Here is a 16664-nt window from a genome sequence, read left to right as displayed (position 1 = left end):
TACCCTTTCTTCGTGGCCGAAGACCTCTTCAGCGTCGCCGCTGAGGGCGTGCTGAGCAAGGTCGCGCCGCTCGCCGCGCGCATGCGGCCGCGTTCGCTCGACGAGGTCGTCGGACAAGACCATCTGCTCGGCCCCGGGTCGCCGATGCGGCAGCTCGTCGAAGGTGGTGCCGCGACGAGCGTCCTGCTGTGGGGGCCGCCGGGCACCGGCAAGACGACACTCGCCCGCCTGCTGGCGACTGGCCGACGTTTCGTCGAGCTCTCGGCGGTGACTGCGGGTGTGAAGGACGTCAGGGCGGCGATCGAGGAGGCCAAGGAGCGGCTCGCCCTCGGCGGTGAGCGCAGCGTGCTGTTCGTGGACGAGGTGCATCGCTTCACCAAGTCGCAGCAGGACGCCCTGTTGCCCGGGGTCGAGTCCGGTCTGGTCACATTTGTGGGGGCGACGACCGAGAACCCGTTCTTCTCGGTCATCTCGCCGTTGCTGTCGCGCTCGCTCCTGCTCACCCTGCGGGCGCTCGATGACGCGGCCGTGGCGGAGGTCGTCGCTCGGGCGTTGGCCGACGAGCGCGGGCTTGGCGGCACGTTGACGATCGCCGACGACGCGCTCGACCACCTCGTGACGATGGCGGCGGGTGACGGCCGCCGCGCACTGACCGCCCTCGAAGCCGGGGCCGCCGCGACACAGGCCGGCGGCGGCACGACGATCGAGCTCGCGACGTTGGAGCAGGCTCTCGATCGGGCCGCCGTCCGCTATGACCGGGAGGGCGACCAGCACTACGACGTCATCAGTGCGTTCATCAAGAGCATCCGGGGCAGCGACGTCGACGCCGGGCTGCATTACCTGGCCCGGATGATCGAGGCAGGTGAGGACCCGCGGTTCATCGCGCGGCGGCTCGTGATCCTCGCCAGCGAAGACGTCGGGCTCGCCCAGCCCGATGCGCTGGGCGTCGCGGTCGCCGCTGCGCACGCGCTGGAGCTCGTGGGCTTGCCGGAGGCCAAGCTCAACCTCGCGCAGGCGGTGATCTACCTCGCGCTCGCGCCCAAGAGCAACGCGGTGACCACGGCGATCGGCGCCGCCAGCGAGGACGTGCGCTCCGGAAAGGCCGGCCCGGTGCCTGCCGCGCTGCGCGATGCGCACTACGCGGGAGCCAAACGTCTTCAGCACGGCAGCGGCTACCGATACCCTCATGACTTTCCGGGCGGTGTCGTCCGGCAGAACTACCTGCCGGAGGAGCTCGCTGACCGGGAGTACTACCGCCCGTCCGACAACGGCGCCGAACGAGCCGCGACTGCGCGGCTGGCCGTGCTCCGGGAATCGGTCCGGGGGCGGGGTAGCGACGGCGACCCGAGCCGTCCCGACGAGAGCTGAGGAACGATGGGGATCGAGGCCAGCGGCGGGCTGTCCGGCGGAGAGGTCGCGGGGCTGATCGTCGCGATCTTCTGGGGCGTGCTCGTCTGCTTTCTCGCCTACGTCCTGGTCAAGCTCGGCAAGGTGATCGGCGAGGCGGCGAAGCTGGTCTCCGGCGTCACCGACCAGACGGTTCCGTTGCTGGGTGAGGTCACGACGTCGGTGGTCCAGGTCAACACCGAGCTGGCCCGCGTCGACACCATCGCCGCCAACGTCGAGGAGATCTCGACGAACGCCCGGGCGATGAGCGCCCTGTTCTCGGCGACTCTCGGCGCACCGATGATCAAGGTTGCCGCGTTCTCCTACGGCGTGCGCAAGACGATGCGGCAGCGCGACGACGCCGACATCCGCGAGGCCGTGAAGCGTGAGATGAAGCTGCAGCGCGCCGCGCGGCGGGCCGATCGGAAGGCCGGCTGATGGTGCGCCGGATGTTCTACGTCGCCGTCGGCGCGACCGTCGGCGTGATCGCGGTTCGCAAGGTCAGCCAAGCGGCGCAGCGGTTCACCCCGAAGGGCATGGCCGAACAAGCCGGCGGGGTCGGCGGCCGCATCGCCGAATGGTGGCAGCTGGTGCAGGACACCGCCGCAGTGCGCGAAGCGGAGCTGCGCGAGGCGCTCGGCATCGACGACCCGCGAACCGACGATCACTCTGGACCCGCCGCGGCATGAAGACCGCCGAGATCTCCGGACGGTTCACGCGGTTCTTCGAAGAGCGAGGCCACACCCGCGTCCCGTCCGCGTCCCTGATCGCCGACGACCCGACCTTGCTCCTGGTCAACGCCGGCATGGTTCCGTTCAAGCCGTACTTCCTCGGCCACGAGCCGCCGCCGTACCCGCGTGCCGTCAGCATCCAGAAGTGCGTGCGTACCGCGGACATCGACATCGTCGGCACCAACAGCCGTAACGCGTCGTTCTTCCAGATGGCCGGCAACTTCTCCTTCGGCGACTACTTCAAAGAGGGCGCCATCCCGCTGGCGTGGGAGCTGCTCACGAAGAGCACCGCGGACGGGGGCTTCGGGTTCGACGAGAGCCGGCTGTGGCCGACGGTCTATCTCGACGACGACGAGGCGTACCGGATCTGGACCAAGGAGGTCGGAGTTCCGCAGACGCGCGTCCAACGCCGCGACCGCGAGGACAACTTCTGGTCGATGGGCGTGCCGGGGCCGTGCGGGCCGTGCTCGGAGATCTACTTCGACCGCGGGCCCGAATACGGCCGCGAGGGCGGGCCGATCGCCGACGAGGAGCGCTACCTCGAAGTCTGGAACCTCGTGTTCATGCAGTACGTGCGCGGCGAGGGCGAAGGTTACGGCTACGTCGACCATCTGCTCGGCGAGCTCCCCAAGCGCAACATCGACACCGGCATGGGCGTCGACCGCATGGCGGTGCTGCTGCAGGGCGTCGACAACATCTTCGAGACCGACCTCATGCGGCCACTGCTCGACTGGGCGAGCGAGACGACCGGGACGGCGTACGGCGCGGCCCACGAGTCCGACGTCCGGCTGCGTGTGGTGGCCGACCACGCGCGCACCTCGACGCTGCTGGTGTCCGACGGGGTCACGCCCGGCAACGAAGGCCGCGGCTACGTGCTGCGCCGGATGCTGCGTCGCACCATCCGCGCTCTGCGCCTGCTCGGCGTCGACCGGCCGGTGATGGCAGAGCTGACCGACCTCACGAGCGACGTCCTCGCGCCGTCGTTCCCGGACCTCGCCGAGGGCGCCGACCGAATCCGCACCGTGGTGGCTCAGGAGGAGGAGCTGTTCCTGTCCACCCTGCGTGCCGGCTCGACGATGTTCGAGCGGCTCACTCGCGATGTGCGTGCTGCCGGCGGCACCGTCGTCCCGGGTGATGCTGCGTTCCTGCTGCACGACACGCACGGCTTCCCGATCGACCTCGTCACCGAGATGGCCCGCGAAGAGGGCCTCACCGTCGACGAGCCGGAGTTCCGTCGGCTGATGGCCGAGCAGCAGCAACGTGCGAAGCGGGACAGCGCCGAGCGCAAGAGCGGGGGCCACGCCGACCTGTCGCTCTACCGCGGCCTGCTCGAGTCCGGCGGCCCGACCAGCTTCACCGGCTACGAGGCGCTCGAGTCCGAGGCGACGCTCGCCGGGCTGCTGGCGGCCGGCGCGCCGGTGCCCGCCGCAGGCGCGGGAACGGACGTCGAGGTCGTCCTCGACCGCTCCCCGTTCTACGCGGAGGGCGGTGGCCAGCTTGCCGACCACGGGACCCTGGAGCTCGCCGACGGGACCGTCGTCGAGATCTACGACGCGCAGCGTCCGCTCGGCGACCTGATCGTCCATCGCGGTCGGGTGGTGTCGGGCGAGGCTCGGGTCGGTGACTCGCTGCACGCCCGCGTCGACCCGGATCGACGCCGCGCCATCTCGCGGGCCCACACCGCGACCCATCTGGTGCATCAGGCGATTCGCCGCGCGCTGGGAGAGCACGCCAGCCAGGCCGGATCGCAGAACGACGCCGGCCGGTTCCGGTTCGACTTCGCCTCGCCCAACGCCGTACCGGACAGCGTGTTGAGCGACATCGAGGCGGAGGTCAACGCGGTCCTGCTCGCCGACCTCGACGTCCATGCGTTCGTCACGAGCCAGGACGAGGCGAAACGGCTCGGCGCGATCGCGATGTTCGGCGAGAAGTACGGCGAGCAGGTGCGCGTGGTCGAGGTAGGCGACTACTCGCGCGAGTTGTGCGGTGGCACGCACGCGCACCGGTCGTCGCAGCTCGGTGTCGTGAAGCTGCTCGGCGAATCCTCCATCGGCGCCGGCAAGCGTCGCGTCGAAGGTCTCGTCGGCGCGGACGCGTACACGTCCCTGGCGCGCGAGCACCTGCTGGTCTCGCAGCTGTCCGGGTTGCTCAACGTCGGCCCGGAGGACCTCGTCGACCGGGTAGGTGCCGTGGTCGGCAAGGTGCGTGAGCTGGAGAAGGAGCTCGAGCGGGTTCGTGGGGCGGCGGTGCTGTCGGGCGCGGCGGACCTTGCCGCCAAGGCCGCTCAGGCCGGCGGCGCCCTGGTGGTCGCCCACCGGGCTCCGGACGGTACGACGGCCGACGACCTGCGCCGGCTGGCCCTCGACGTCAGGGGCAGGCTCGACTCCGGCGTACCGGGCGTCGTGGCGGTCGCCGCGGTCTCGGAAGGTCGAGCCGTCGTGGTGGTGGCGACCAACGACGCGGCCCGCCAGCGCGGGCTGCGCGCGGGCGAGTTCGCGAAGGCGATGGCTGGCCGGCTCGGCGGTGGAGGCGGCGGCAAGGACGATGTCGCCCAGGGCGGCGGTACGGACGTCGGCCAGCTCGACGAGGTTCTGGCGGCGCTTGCGACCGAGGTCAGTGGGCGTCTTTAGTGCGGCGGGGCGTGCGGCTCGGCATCGACGTGGGCAGTGTGCGGGTGGGCGTTGCGGCGTCCGATCCGGACGGGGTGCTGGCGACGCCGTTGGCCGTGCTGCGCCGCGACGACCGCGGCGGGAGTGATCTGGGCGAGCTCGTGAGGTTGGTCGCCGAGCACGACGCCGTGGAGGTGATCGTGGGGCTGCCCCGATCGATGAACGGTCAGGAAGGCAGGGCTGCCAAGATCGCTCGCGAATACGCATCCGTGCTTGCCGAGCGGGTGGCGCCAGTTAGCGTTCGGATGGTGGATGAGCGGCTCAGCACGGTCGAGGCGACTCGCGGACTGCAACAGGCGGGGATCAGGGCGAAGGAGGCGCGGTCGATGGTCGACGCCGCAGCCGCCGTGGTGATCCTCCAGCACGCTCTCGACGCGCAGCGCGGTCCGGGACGTCCGTCGTGAGAGCGGGCAGCGTCGGCTCCGCAGCCGTTCGACGGACGGGGTGGCCGTGAGCGGGCTCGGTTTCGGCATGGAGGACGAGCCGATCCACGAGCGCCGCACCAGCCACCGTGCGGCGGGCGTCGGCGTCGTCGCGGTCCTGCTCGTGCTCGTGGCGATCGTGGTGATCGCCGCCCGGCTGATCAACGGCGTTTTCGGCAGCGGTGCCGACTACTCGGGAGACGGCACGGGGACGGTGCTGGTCGTCGTCCACTCGGGTGACAGCGCGTCGGCGATCGCGGATACCCTGGTCAGCGACGGGGTGGTGAAGAGCAGCAGCGCGTTCACCTCGGCGGCCGACGCGAACCCGGCCTCGCGCGGGATCCAACCGGGCACCTACAAGCTGCATCACCACATGAAGGCCTCGCTCGCCCTCGCGCTGCTGCTGAACCCGGCATCGCTGGTGAGTTACACCGTGCCCATCCCGGAAGGGTTCACCGCGGCCGACATCGTGGCCCGCATCGCCGCGGACACCCCGATCTCAGCAGCGGCTCTCAAGGCGGCGCTCGCCGACCCGGCCTCGCTCGGCCTGCCCTCGTGGGCGCAAGGCCACGTCGAGGGCTTCCTGTTCCCGGCGACCTACCAGGTCCAGCCCGGCGAGACCGCGACCCAGGTGCTGTCGGCGATGGTGACGCGTTTCGACCAGGCCGCTACCCAGGTCAAGCTCGCCTCAGGTGCGGCAAAGCTCGGTATGTCCGAGTACGACGTGATCACGCTCGCCTCGATCGTGCAGCGGGAAGGCCTGCTCGTGCAGGACTACTCGAAGATCGCCGAGGTCTTCGTGAACCGGTTGCATGACGGGATGCCGCTCGGTTCCGACGCGACGCTGTACTACGTGCTCGGCCCCAACCACGGTCCGCTCACCGCGTCCGACCTGCAGCTGGACTCGCCGTACAACACCCGCAAGTACGCCGGCCTCCCGCCGACGCCGATCAACTCGCCGGGTCAGGCGGCGATCGAGGCCGTCCTGCACCACGCGACCGGGCCGTACCTGTACTTCGTGACGATCGACCAGGCCGGCCACACGGCGTTCGCGACCAACCTGCAGGAGTTCAACCGGCTGGTCGCCGAGTCGCGCGCGAACGGCGTCTCGTGACCGCCCGGTTGCGGCTCGGGGCCGCCGTGCTCGGCTCGCCGATCAGCCACTCGTTGTCACCCGCTCTGCACCAGGCGGCCTACGACGCGATCGGTCTCGTCGGATGGCGCTACCGCGCGATCGAGTGCGACGAAGCGGGGCTGCTCAGCCGGTTGCTCGCGCTCGACGAGGAGGGGCTGGCGGGGGTTTCGCTGACGATGCCGCTCAAGCGCGCGGTGCTGCCGATGGTCGCCGCGACCGACGGGATGGTCGACTTCGTCGGGGCCGCCAACACGGTGCTGTTCGGACCCGAGGGCCGCTGGATCGCTGCCAACACCGACGTCCAAGGCTTCATCTCGAGCCTGTACCGGGTCGGGCTGCGCGCGGTGCGCGGCGACGTGTGGATCCTCGGCGCCGGCGCGACCGCCTGCTCGGCGCTGGCCGGCCTCGCCGAGCTCGGTGTCACTGACGCGGTGGTCGTGGCGAGGCGCCCCGGCTCGGTCTTCGACGTCCGCAACGTCGCGGCGCGGTGCGGCATCACCCTCGACGTCCTGCCGTGGACCGAGGCGCAGGGCGTCGTGGGTGCCGAGCTCATCGTCTCCTGCGTGCCGGCGGGTGTGACCGACGGCCTCGCCGGCAGCTTCGGCGGCGCCGCGCCGAGAGGGTTGTGGTTCGACGTCGTGTACAGCCCGTGGCCCACCGTCGCGGCGCTCGCGTGGGAGTCCGCAGGCGGGCGCAGCGTGGGCGGCCTCGAGCTACTCGTCGAGCAGGCGGCCGAGCAGGTTCGCCTCATGACGGGCGTGGACGCGCCGATCGATGTGATGCGCGCGGCCGGTGAGCTGGCCCTCCGGCTTCGCTAGCGGCCGGGCCGGGTAGCCTCCGGACGTCGGAAAACTGCGAGGGGAGCAGCGTGGCCACCCGGGTAGGCATCAACGGCTTCGGCCGGATCGGACGCAACTACTTCCGCGCGGCGCTGGCCGGCGGGCACGACATCGAGCTGGTCGCGTTCAACGATCTCGGTGACGCAGCCACGATCGCGCACCTGTTGAAGTACGACAGCGTGCTCGGTCGCTTTCCGCACGCGGTCGAGGTCGTGGACGGCGGCATCGCGGTCGACGGCAAGAAGATCACCGGCCTCGCCGAGCGTGGCGGCCCGGGCGCACTGCCGTGGAAGGACCTCGGGGTCGACGTCGTCATCGAGTCGACGGGTCTGTTCACCGACGCGGAGGTCGCCCGCAAGCACGTCGACGAGGGCGGGGCGAAGAAGGTCATCGTCTCGGCGCCCGCAACCGGCGACGACCTGACCGTCGTACTCGGGGTGAACGAACACCTCTACGACGGCTCGCAGACGATCATCTCCAACGCCTCGTGCACGACGAACTGCCTCGCGCCGATGGCGAAGGTCCTCAACGAGGCGTTCGGCATCGAGCGGGGGCTGATGACGACGATCCACGCCTACACGCAGGACCAGATGCTGCAGGACGGCCCGCACAAGGACCTCCGACGGGCACGAGCGGCGGCGCTGAACATCGTGCCGACGTCGACCGGAGCGGCGAAGGCGATCGGTCGTGTCCTGCCGGAGCTCGACGGCAAGCTCGACGGGTACTCGCTGCGGGTGCCGATCCCGACCGGCTCGATCACCGACCTGTCGGTCAACCTGTCCAAGTCGGCGACAGTGGCAGAGGTCAACGAGGCGTTCCGGGCGGCTGCCGCCGAAGGTCCGCTCAAGGGCATCCTGCGCTACAGCGAGGACCCGATCGTCTCCAGCGACATCGTCACCGACCCCTCGTCGTGCATCTTCGACGCGCCGATCACGAAGGCGATCGGGGACCAGGTCAAGGTGTACGGCTGGTACGACAACGAGTGGGGTTACTCCAACCGCCTCGCGGACCTCACCGTGCTCGTCGGCTCGCGACTGTCCTGACCTTGCTGCCAGGGATCGATCAGCTCGGCGACCTCGCCGGGAAACGGGTGCTGGTTCGCGCCGACCTGAACGTCCCGCTCGACGGTGACACGATCACCGACGACGGACGGATCCGGGCCAGCGTGCCGACGCTTCAGCGGCTGCTCGACGCTGGTGCCCGCCTCGTCATCACCGCGCACCTCGGTCGTCCGAAGGGCGCTCCGGACCCCGCGTACAGTCTCGCGCCGGTCGCTCGGCGGCTCGGCGAGCTCTTGGGACGCGACGTCACCTTCGTGGACTCCCACGAGCCGGAACGCTCGACCGAGGAGGTCGTGCTGCTCGAGAACGTTCGCTTCGACGCGGGCGAGACCTCGAAGGACGAGCAGGAGCGCGCCGCGTTCGCCGCACGCCTCGCTCGCGGCGTCGACTGCTACGTCGATGACGCGTTCGGCGCGGTCCACCGCCGGCACGCCAGCGTCTATGACGTCGCCAGGCTGCTCCCGCACGCGGCGGGGGACCTGGTAGCGGCCGAGCTCGCGGTGCTCCAGCAGCTCACCGAACGGCCGCGGCGGCCGTACGTCGTCGTCCTCGGCGGCTCGAAGGTCTCGGACAAGCTCGCGGTCATCGAACACCTGTTGCCGACCGTCGACCGGTTGCTGGTGGGCGGCGGGATGTGCTTCACGTTCCTCGCCGCGCAGGGTCACCAGGTCGGCAGGTCGCTGCTCGAGCTCGACCACGTGGAGACCTGCCGGGCCCTGCTCGACAGCGGGAAGGTCGCGCTTCCGGTCGATGTCGTCGTCGCCGCCGAGGTCAGTGCCGATGCCGACAGCCAGGTGGTCTCGATCGAGAGCATCCCGGCCGACCTGATGGGACTCGACATCGGGCCGGACACCGTTGCGCGGTTCGCCGAGCGGCTCGACGACGCGCAGACGGTGTTCTGGAACGGCCCGATGGGAGTGTTCGAGCTGGCGCCGTTCGCCGAGGGCACGCGCGGCGTCGCGAGCGCGATCGCCGACCTCGACGGCGCGCTGACCGTCGTCGGCGGTGGTGACTCGGCGGCGGCGGTTCGCACGCTCGGGATCGACGAGGCGGCGTTCAGCCACATCTCCACGGGTGGCGGTGCCAGCCTCGAGTACCTCGAAGGCAAACAGTTGCCCGGCCTTGCTGTGCTCTCGGAGGGATGATGGCTTCGCGCACCCCGCTGATGGCGGGCAACTGGAAGATGAACCTCAACCACCTCGAGGCCATCGCGCTCGTCCAGAAGCTCGCGTTCTCGCTGACCGACGCGGACTACGACGCGGTCGATGTCGTCGTACTGCCGCCGTTCACCGACATCCGCAGCGTCCAGACAATGGTCGACGGCGACCATCTGCGGATCCGCTACGGCGCGCAGGACCTGTCGCCCCACGACGAAGGGGCCTACACCGGCGACATCAGCGGCACGATGCTCGCCAAGCTCGGCTGCGGCTACGTCACCGTGGGCCACTCCGAACGGCGCGAGTACCACCATGAAGACGACGCGACGGTCAACGCGAAGGTGATCGCGGCGCTGCGCCACAAGCTCGTCCCGATCCTGTGCGTCGGTGAGGGCCTCGACGTGCGGCAGGCCGGCGACGCGGTGAGCCACTGCACCGGCCAGCTGAAGGCGGCGGTCAGCGGCATCACCGCCACCCAGGCGAAACAGCTGGTGCTGGCCTACGAGCCGATCTGGGCGATCGGGACCGGGGAGGTCGCCACCCCGGAGGACGCCCAGGAGGTCTGTGCCGCGCTGCGCGCGACGCTCGCCGAGGTCTACAGCCCGACGCTCGCGGCCGGCGTGCGGGTGCTCTACGGGGGTTCGGTCAAGGCGAGCAACGCCGCCGACCTGATGGCGCAGCCTGACGTGGACGGCGCGCTCGTGGGCGGCGCCAGCCTGCTGCCGGAGGAGTTCGTGCAGATCGTGCGCGCCGGGCGCGAGTCGGCGGTCGCACCGACCGCATAACCATTCGGTCACAACTTCCGCACCCCGATTGGCCCGGGAAGCGCATCCACCTAATCTCACGCGTGATTGGCGACGTTGGGGTCGCCCGTTAGCGCGCCGTCTCCGTACGGCGCTGAGGAGGACCATGCTCCGGAACCGACGCACCGCCGGCTGGGCCGCGGTAGCAGCCATCTCAAGCGTTGTCATCGCGGCATGTGGGGGAGGCAGTAGCGGCGGTGGGGGCAACCAAGGGGGCGGCAACACCCCGATCACTGCCTCGGCGGACACCTACAACAGCGGTACGGCGCAGTCCGGTGGCACCTTCACCTACGTCATCGAGGCGAACCCCTCGAACTGGAACATTGACAGCGCTGAAGGCAACAACTTCAACACGGCCGAGATCATGAACCTGATCTACCCGGGCGTGTACAACGACCTGCCGGACACGAGCAACGTCCAGCTCAACACCGACCTCGTGACGAGCGCCACCGAGACCAGCACCAACCCCGAGACGATCGTCTACAAGATCAACCCGAAGGCGGTCTGGAGCGACGGCGTCCCGATCACGTACAAGGACTTCCAGTACGCCTGGCAGACCCAGGACACGGGCCCCAACAACGCGCACGGGCACTGCCCGACCTGCGCCATCGCGGGCAACGCCGGCTACGACCAGATCAAGTCGGTCACCGGTTCGGACAACGGCAAGACGGTCACCGTCGTGTTCAACACCCCGTTCGGCGATTGGAAGTCGCTGTTCGGTGCGGGCTACGGCCTGATGCCGGAGCACATCGCGGCACAGCACGGCAGCCTGGCGGACAGCTTCAACAACTACTTCTCCAAGACCGTGCCGACGGTGTCGGGCGGCCCGTTCGAGATCCAGAGCTTCAAGTCGAACCAGGCTGTGACGCTCGTCCCGAACCCGAAGTACTACGGCGCCGCGCCGAAGCTGTCGAAGCTGATCTTCCGGATCATCACCGAGGCGACCGCGGAGCCGACCGCGCTGCAGAACCACGAGGTCGACGCGATCTACCCGCAGCCGGAGCTCGACCTGGTCAACCAGATCAAGGCGCTGGCCGGTCAGGGCGTGAAGTACCAGCTCGACCTCGGTCTGGACTGGGAGCACTTCGACTTCAACCTGCACAACAAGTTCCTGCAGTCGCTTCCGCTGCGGCAGGCGCTGTTCACCGCGGTTGACCGCCAGGCGATCATCGCGCGCACGGTCGGCCAGTTCGACCCGAACGTGACGGTGCTCAACAACCGGTTCCTGATGCCCGACCAGGCGGGCTACCAGGACAACGTGACGTCGACCGGGCTCGGTTCGGGCAACATCGACGCCGCGAAGTCGATCCTGACCAAGGCCGGCTACACCGGCGTCGGCACCAAGTTGGTTGCGCCGAACGGCCAGGCGGTCCCGACCTTCCAGATGAAGTACACGGTCGGCAACTCGATCCGCCAGACCGAGTGCGAGCTGTTCGCGAACTACGCCAAGCAGCTCGGCGTCGACGTCAACGTCTCGAGCACCGACGACCTCGGTGCCTCGCTGACGCACGCGGACCCGCAGCACGACTACGACATCATCGTGTTCGCCTGGGTCGGTACGCCGTTCTTCGCATCGGGCAGCGGCTCGAACTACACCACCGGCGGCGGCAACAACTTCGGTGGCTACAGCAACCCGATGGTCGACAAGCTGATGAAGCAGGCGGTTTCGAGCTCGGACCGCAACGTCCAGGTCGCCGACGTGAACAAGGTCGACCTGCAGCTGTCGAAGGACGCCTACACCCTGCCGCTGTACCAGAAGCCGACGTTCCTGGCCTACTACGACAAGTGGGTCAACATTCGCGACAACGCGACGAACGAAGGCCCGACGTACAACGCCCAGGAGTGGGGTCTCGGCACGGCTAGCTAAGCAAATGCGCCTGAGGGTGTGACGATGGTGGCCGGTGCGTGACGAGCGCACCGGCCACCATCTTGCTTTCTAGTGATCCGAGTCGGCAGGGGTGAACCATGTGGGCGTACGCCGTCAAGCGGCTGCTGCTCGCCATTCCGACGCTGATCGTGTCCACGTTCGTGATCTTCCTGATCTGTGCCTCGTTCATGAACCCGACGTCGTTCCTGTACGGACACGGTCAGCCTCCGCCACCTCGGGTCATCGCCTTCGAGCGACACAAGTACTGGCTCGATCAGGGGCTGCTGCCGCGGTACTGGCACTGGATCACGGGGATCCTGCTGCACGGCCGGTGGGGCCCGTCGGTCCAGGGCTACGACATCGGCCACGAGATCTTCGCGCGGCTGTGGGTCACGTCACGACTCGTGATCGCTGCAATGGTGATCGCGGCGATTCTCGCCGTGATCGTGGGCGTCATCAGTGCGGTCAGGCAGTACTCGATCATCGACTACACGCTCAGCTTCAGCGGCTTCCTGTTCCTGTCGCTGCCGGCGTTCTGGTTCGCGATCCTGCTCAAGGAAGCCGGGATTCACCTCAACGAGTCATCCGGCCACCAGCTCTTCGACACGATCGGCCAACAGGGCTTCGGTCCCGGCGCCGGCAGTGTCGGTGACATCCTGAGCCATCTCATCCTTCCGACGATCACGTTGGCGCTGATCTCGTTCGCTTCGTGGAGCCGGTTCAACCGCGGTTCGATGCTCGAAGTGCTCAACAGCGACTACATCCGGCTGGCCCGCGCCAAAGGCCTGCGCAACCGGACGGTGATGCTGCGCCACGCCCTGCGCACCGCACTGATCCCGATGATGACGGTCATGGCGCTCGACGTCGCGGCGATCTTCGGCGGCGCGATCGTCACCGAAACCGTCTTCCAGTGGCACGGCATGGGCGACTTCCTGGTCACCTCGGTGCAGAAGCAGGACCAGTTCGCGGTCCTCGCGTGGCTGCTGGTGGCTGGGTTCATCGTGATCCTGTTCAACCTGCTCACCGACCTGCTCTACGCCTGGCTCGACCCGAGGATCCGTTATGAGTAGCGCCGAACCGCAGCCGGGCGAAGCGCCCGCGCTCGAAGCTCCGCGGATGCAGGGCCAGACGCCGATCGAGCGTGAGTTCACCGTCGCCGAGCGCAGTCAGGCGCGCCAGATCATCCGCCGGTTCCTGCACCACCGGCTGGCGGTGGCGAGCGCCGTCGTACTCATCCTGCTGTTTCTGCTGGCGTTCGTCGGTGGGCACTTCTGGCGCTACAACTACCAGGAGTTCACCAACGACCTGTCGCAGGCCCCGTCGTGGAAGCATCCGTTCGGCACCGACTCCAACGGTGTCGACACGTTTGCGGCCGTGCTGCGGGGTACCCAGCGCTCGCTGGAGATCGCGTTGTTCGTCGCGGTGGTGTCGACGATCGTCGGCGCGATCTACGGCGCCATCGCCGGCCTCTACCGGGGCGCGCTCGACACGGTCATGTTGCGCATCGTCGACCTGTTCCTCACCTTCCCGCCGATCGCGATCGCCGCGGTGCTCGGCGACAAGTACGGCGCGAAGGCCCAGGGATGGCTGTTCATCGCCCTGATCCTCACCGCGCTGCAGTGGCCTTACGTCGCTCGCGTGATGCGCGGCGTCGTGCTCTCGCTGCGTGAGAAGGAGTTCATCGAGGCGGCGCGTGCCCTCGGCGCCAGCGACCGTCGGATCATCTTCCGGCACCTGATCCCCAACGCCGCCGGGCCGCTCATCGTCACGGTCACCGTCCTGGTGGCGATCGCGATCCTGACCGAGACCGCCTTGTCCTTCATCGGCTTCGGCGTGCAGTTCCCGGACACCTCGCTCGGCCTGCTCGTGACGAACGCGCAGACCGCGGTGGACGACCGGCCGTGGCTGTTCTACTTCCCCGGGTTGTTCATCATCCTGATCGTGCTGTCGATCAACTTCATCGGTGACGGGCTGCGCGACGCCTTCGACCCGGCTCAGACGCGGGTGCGTGCATGAGCGACGACGTCACGGCGATGCAGGTCGCCGAGCCCGAACACAGCGACGGGGACCAGGTCCTCGTCGTCGAGGACCTGACGGTGTCGTTCTCGACGGACGACGGCGTCGTACAGGCCGTTCGCGGCGTCAGCTTCGGGCTGAGCAAAGGGGAAGTGCTCGGCATCGTCGGTGAGTCCGGATCGGGGAAGTCGGTGACCTCGCTCGCCGTCATGGGCCTGCTGCCGAAGTCCGCCCGGGTCTCCGGATCGGCGCGGGTGCACGGACACGAGCTGCTCGGCCGCTCGGACGCGGACTTGTCGAAGGTCCGCGGCAAGCAGATCGCGATGATCTTCCAGGACCCGATGAGCTCGCTGAACCCGGTGTACGCCGTCGGCAAGCAGCTCGCCGAGGCGGTCCGAGCGCACCAGGACGTCACGCGCGAGCAGGCCTGGGACCGTGCCGTCGAGCTGCTCGACCTCGTGGCCATCCCGCAGGCGCGCGACCGCGCGAGGCAGTACCCGCACGAGTTCTCCGGCGGCATGCGGCAACGGGTCGTCATCGCGATGGCGATGGCCAACGATCCCGACGTGATCATCGCCGACGAGCCGACCACGGCGCTCGACGTGACCGTCCAGGCCCAGATCCTGCGGTCCCTGGAGAAGGCGCAGGAGGAGACCGGCGCCGCGATGATCCTGATCACCCACGACCTGGGCGTCGTCGCCGGGCAGGCTGACCGGGTCCTCGTGATGTACGCCGGGAAGCCGGTGGAGATCGGACCGGTCGACGACATCTACAACGACCCCCGGATGCCCTACACGATCGGGCTGCTGGGCAGCCTGCCGCGCATGGACACCGCCGAACCGCAGCGGCTGACGCCGATCACGGGCTCGCCCCCGTCGCTGATCAACCTGCCGCCGGGCTGCCCGTTCACGCCACGTTGCCCCCGCGCCGAGGAGATCTGCGACGCGCAGGAGCCCGGCCTGGTGATCACCACCTCGGCGGCACACCGCGCCGCCTGCCACTTCGCCCGCGAGCTCGGCGATGTCGAGGCCCGCGACCTGTTCGAGACGGAGACCCTCAACCGCGACGCGCTCAACGACCTGCTCGGCAACGGGTCGAAGGGAACCGACTGATGGCCGCCGCCGCGCCCGCCCAGCCGGCTCAGCCATCTCAGCCGTCGCCCGCACCCTCGGCGGACGGCGAGCCGCTGCTGTCCGTGAGGGGCCTGGTCAAGCACTTCCCGGTACGCAACCGGGGGATCGTGCGCCGGGTGATCGGCGAGGTGCACGCGGTGTGCGGCGTCTCACTCGACGTACATCATCACGAGACGCTCGGCCTGGTCGGCGAGTCGGGTTGTGGCAAGAGCACGACCGGGCGCGCGATTCTCAACCTCCAGCCCCCGACGGCAGGCGAAGTGTGGTTCCAGGGACAGGACATCTCGAAGCTGTCCCGCAAGCAGATGCGTCCGCTGCGCCGCGACATGCAGATCGTGTTCCAGGACCCGTACGCCTCGCTCGACCCGCGGATGCCGGTCGCGGAGATCATCGCCGAGCCGCTGCGCATCCACGGCCTGTACGACGACGGCGCCAAAGGCCAGGTGCGCGACCTGATGCGCCTCGTCGGGCTCGCTCCCGAGCACGGCAACCGGTACGCCCACGAGTTCTCCGGCGGCCAGCGGCAGCGCGTCGGCATCGCGCGCGCCCTTGCGTTGCGACCGAAGCTGCTCGTGCTCGACGAGCCGGTGTCGGCACTCGACGTATCCATCCAGGCCGGTGTCATCAACCTGCTGGAAGACCTGCAAAGCGAGTTCGGACTGTCCTACCTGTTCGTCGCCCACGACCTGTCGGTGGTGCGTCACATCGCCGACCGGGTGGCGGTGATGTACCTCGGCAAGATCGTCGAGACCGCGCCCGCGGCCGAGCTGTTCAGCGCGTCGGCGCATCCGTACACGCAGGGCCTGATCTCGGCGATCCCGCTGCCCGACCCGGCCAAGGAGCGCAGCCGGGAGCGCATCCTGATCGCCGGCGATGTCCCGAGCCCGGTGTCACCGCCGTCCGGTTGCCGGTTCCGCACCCGCTGCCCGAAGTTCGCCAACCAGCTCACCGACGCCGAGCGCCAGGCGTGCATCGAGGACGAGCCGGAGCTGATCGAGCGGCCTGGCGTCGCGCATCCCGCTGCGTGCCACTACGCAGCGCCGCTCGCTCTGGTCTGACCGGTCGCGATGGGCCACGTACACTGGCCCCGACCCGCCGTACCCGAGGAGCTTTGACGTGACCGCCGCACTGTCCGTCCTGCTGATCATCGTCAGCCTGCTCCTCGTCCTGCTCGTGCTGTTGCACCGGGGCAAGGGCGGCGGCCTGTCGGACATGTTCGGCGGCGGCGTCTCGTCATCGCTGTCCGGGTCGTCCGTGGTCGAGAAGAACCTCGACCGGCTGACCATCATCTGCGGCGTCATCTGGTTCGGCTGCGTGATCGGGATCGGCCTGCTCCTCAAGTCCTAGGCAAGTCCTAGGCGCGAGCCGCGCGCGGACGCGGCGACCGACCACCAAACCCGTCCGTCGAGCCCAACGTTGTTGGTCTTTCAGCCTCGCTGAAAGAC

16 protein-coding genes are annotated in these 16664 nt (G+C 69.0%); all 16 read left to right on the top strand.

The window, feature by feature from the left end; translation table 11 throughout:
• Positions 1-12: 12 nt before the first annotated feature.
• The 16 genes from VG899_06405 to secG all read left to right on the top strand — a co-directional run bounded on the left by VG899_06405 (position 13) and on the right by secG (position 16566).
• On the top strand, positions 13-1368 hold the full coding sequence (locus VG899_06405; protein ID HWA65987.1) for a replication-associated recombination protein A: 1356 nt from the start codon (positions 13-15) through the stop codon (positions 1366-1368).
• 6 nt (positions 1369-1374) lie between these two features.
• Positions 1375-1824 carry a DUF948 domain-containing protein gene (locus tag VG899_06400; GenBank protein HWA65986.1) on the top strand — a complete coding sequence of 150 codons (450 nt, stop codon included), beginning with the start codon at positions 1375-1377 and terminating at the stop codon, positions 1822-1824.
• The gene (locus VG899_06395; protein ID HWA65985.1) at positions 1824-2075 is read left to right on the top strand and encodes a hypothetical protein; all 252 of its coding nucleotides are present in this window, start codon (positions 1824-1826) and stop codon (positions 2073-2075) included. The genes VG899_06400 and VG899_06395 overlap by 1 nt, the downstream gene beginning before the upstream one ends.
• A complete protein-coding gene (alaS, locus tag VG899_06390; GenBank protein ID HWA65984.1) occupies positions 2072-4747 on the top strand; it encodes an alanine--tRNA ligase in 2676 nt (891 codons plus the stop codon). The genes VG899_06395 and alaS overlap by 4 nt, the downstream gene beginning before the upstream one ends.
• Positions 4747-5190 carry a Holliday junction resolvase RuvX gene (gene ruvX, locus VG899_06385; GenBank protein ID HWA65983.1) on the top strand — a complete coding sequence of 148 codons (444 nt, stop codon included), beginning with the start codon at positions 4747-4749 and terminating at the stop codon, positions 5188-5190. Before alaS ends, ruvX begins: the two co-directional genes overlap by 1 nt.
• 46 nt (positions 5191-5236) lie before the next feature.
• The gene (gene mltG / locus VG899_06380) at positions 5237-6322 is read left to right on the top strand and encodes an endolytic transglycosylase MltG (GenBank protein ID HWA65982.1); all 1086 of its coding nucleotides are present in this window, start codon (positions 5237-5239) and stop codon (positions 6320-6322) included.
• Positions 6319-7161: a shikimate dehydrogenase gene (locus VG899_06375; GenBank protein ID HWA65981.1), complete on the top strand. Its 843-nt coding sequence runs from the start codon at positions 6319-6321 to the stop codon at positions 7159-7161. Before mltG ends, VG899_06375 begins: the two co-directional genes overlap by 4 nt.
• A gap of 50 nt (positions 7162-7211) precedes the next feature.
• Positions 7212-8225, top strand: coding sequence for a type I glyceraldehyde-3-phosphate dehydrogenase (gap, locus tag VG899_06370; GenBank protein HWA65980.1), 1014 nt, complete (start codon positions 7212-7214; stop codon positions 8223-8225).
• Positions 8226-8227: 2 nt separating this feature from the next.
• On the top strand, positions 8228-9388 hold the full coding sequence (locus tag VG899_06365) for a phosphoglycerate kinase (GenBank protein ID HWA65979.1): 1161 nt from the start codon (positions 8228-8230) through the stop codon (positions 9386-9388).
• Positions 9388-10185 carry a triose-phosphate isomerase gene (tpiA, locus tag VG899_06360; GenBank protein HWA65978.1) on the top strand — a complete coding sequence of 266 codons (798 nt, stop codon included), beginning with the start codon at positions 9388-9390 and terminating at the stop codon, positions 10183-10185. Before VG899_06365 ends, tpiA begins: the two co-directional genes overlap by 1 nt.
• Positions 10186-10309: 124 nt before the next feature.
• Positions 10310-12070 carry an ABC transporter family substrate-binding protein gene (locus VG899_06355; protein ID HWA65977.1) on the top strand — a complete coding sequence of 587 codons (1761 nt, stop codon included), beginning with the start codon at positions 10310-10312 and terminating at the stop codon, positions 12068-12070.
• Between the two features lie 98 nt (positions 12071-12168).
• Positions 12169-13140, top strand: coding sequence for an ABC transporter permease (locus VG899_06350; protein HWA65976.1), 972 nt, complete (start codon positions 12169-12171; stop codon positions 13138-13140).
• Positions 13133-14086 (top strand): ABC transporter permease, encoded by a 954-nt coding sequence (locus VG899_06345; protein ID HWA65975.1) that lies wholly within the window; start codon positions 13133-13135, stop codon positions 14084-14086. Before VG899_06350 ends, VG899_06345 begins: the two co-directional genes overlap by 8 nt.
• On the top strand, positions 14083-15198 hold the full coding sequence (locus tag VG899_06340; protein HWA65974.1) for an ABC transporter ATP-binding protein: 1116 nt from the start codon (positions 14083-14085) through the stop codon (positions 15196-15198). The genes VG899_06345 and VG899_06340 overlap by 4 nt, the downstream gene beginning before the upstream one ends.
• The gene (locus VG899_06335) at positions 15198-16277 is read left to right on the top strand and encodes an oligopeptide/dipeptide ABC transporter ATP-binding protein (protein HWA65973.1); all 1080 of its coding nucleotides are present in this window, start codon (positions 15198-15200) and stop codon (positions 16275-16277) included. The genes VG899_06340 and VG899_06335 overlap by 1 nt, the downstream gene beginning before the upstream one ends.
• Before the next feature lie 58 nt (positions 16278-16335).
• Positions 16336-16566 carry a preprotein translocase subunit SecG gene (gene secG / locus VG899_06330; protein ID HWA65972.1) on the top strand — a complete coding sequence of 77 codons (231 nt, stop codon included), beginning with the start codon at positions 16336-16338 and terminating at the stop codon, positions 16564-16566.
• Positions 16567-16664: the final 98 nt, after the last annotated feature.

It is taken from the genome of Mycobacteriales bacterium, from assembly GCA_035550055.1.
Taxonomy (GTDB): Bacteria; Actinomycetota; Actinomycetes; order JAFAQI01; family JAFAQI01; genus DASZTV01.
This window is presented reverse-complemented; position numbering and strand designations above follow the sequence as displayed.

Bases quoted from the DNA above. Each gene is read 5' to 3' on its own strand.
- VG899_06400 (HWA65986.1), top strand. From the start codon at position 1,375: ATGGGGATCGAGGCCAGCGGCGGGCTGTCCGGCGGAGAGGTCGCGGGG.
- VG899_06395 (HWA65985.1), top strand. From the start codon at position 1,824: ATGGTGCGCCGGATGTTCTACGTCGCCGTCGGCGCGACCGTCGGCGTG.
- alaS (HWA65984.1), top strand. From the start codon at position 2,072: ATGAAGACCGCCGAGATCTCCGGACGGTTCACGCGGTTCTTCGAAGAG.
- tpiA (HWA65978.1), top strand. From the start codon at position 9,388: ATGGCTTCGCGCACCCCGCTGATGGCGGGCAACTGGAAGATGAACCTC.
- VG899_06355 (HWA65977.1), top strand. From the start codon at position 10,310: ATGCTCCGGAACCGACGCACCGCCGGCTGGGCCGCGGTAGCAGCCATC.
- VG899_06350 (HWA65976.1), top strand. From the start codon at position 12,169: ATGTGGGCGTACGCCGTCAAGCGGCTGCTGCTCGCCATTCCGACGCTG.
- VG899_06345 (HWA65975.1), top strand. From the start codon at position 13,133: ATGAGTAGCGCCGAACCGCAGCCGGGCGAAGCGCCCGCGCTCGAAGCT.
- VG899_06340 (HWA65974.1), top strand. From the start codon at position 14,083: ATGAGCGACGACGTCACGGCGATGCAGGTCGCCGAGCCCGAACACAGC.
- VG899_06335 (HWA65973.1), top strand. From the start codon at position 15,198: ATGGCCGCCGCCGCGCCCGCCCAGCCGGCTCAGCCATCTCAGCCGTCG.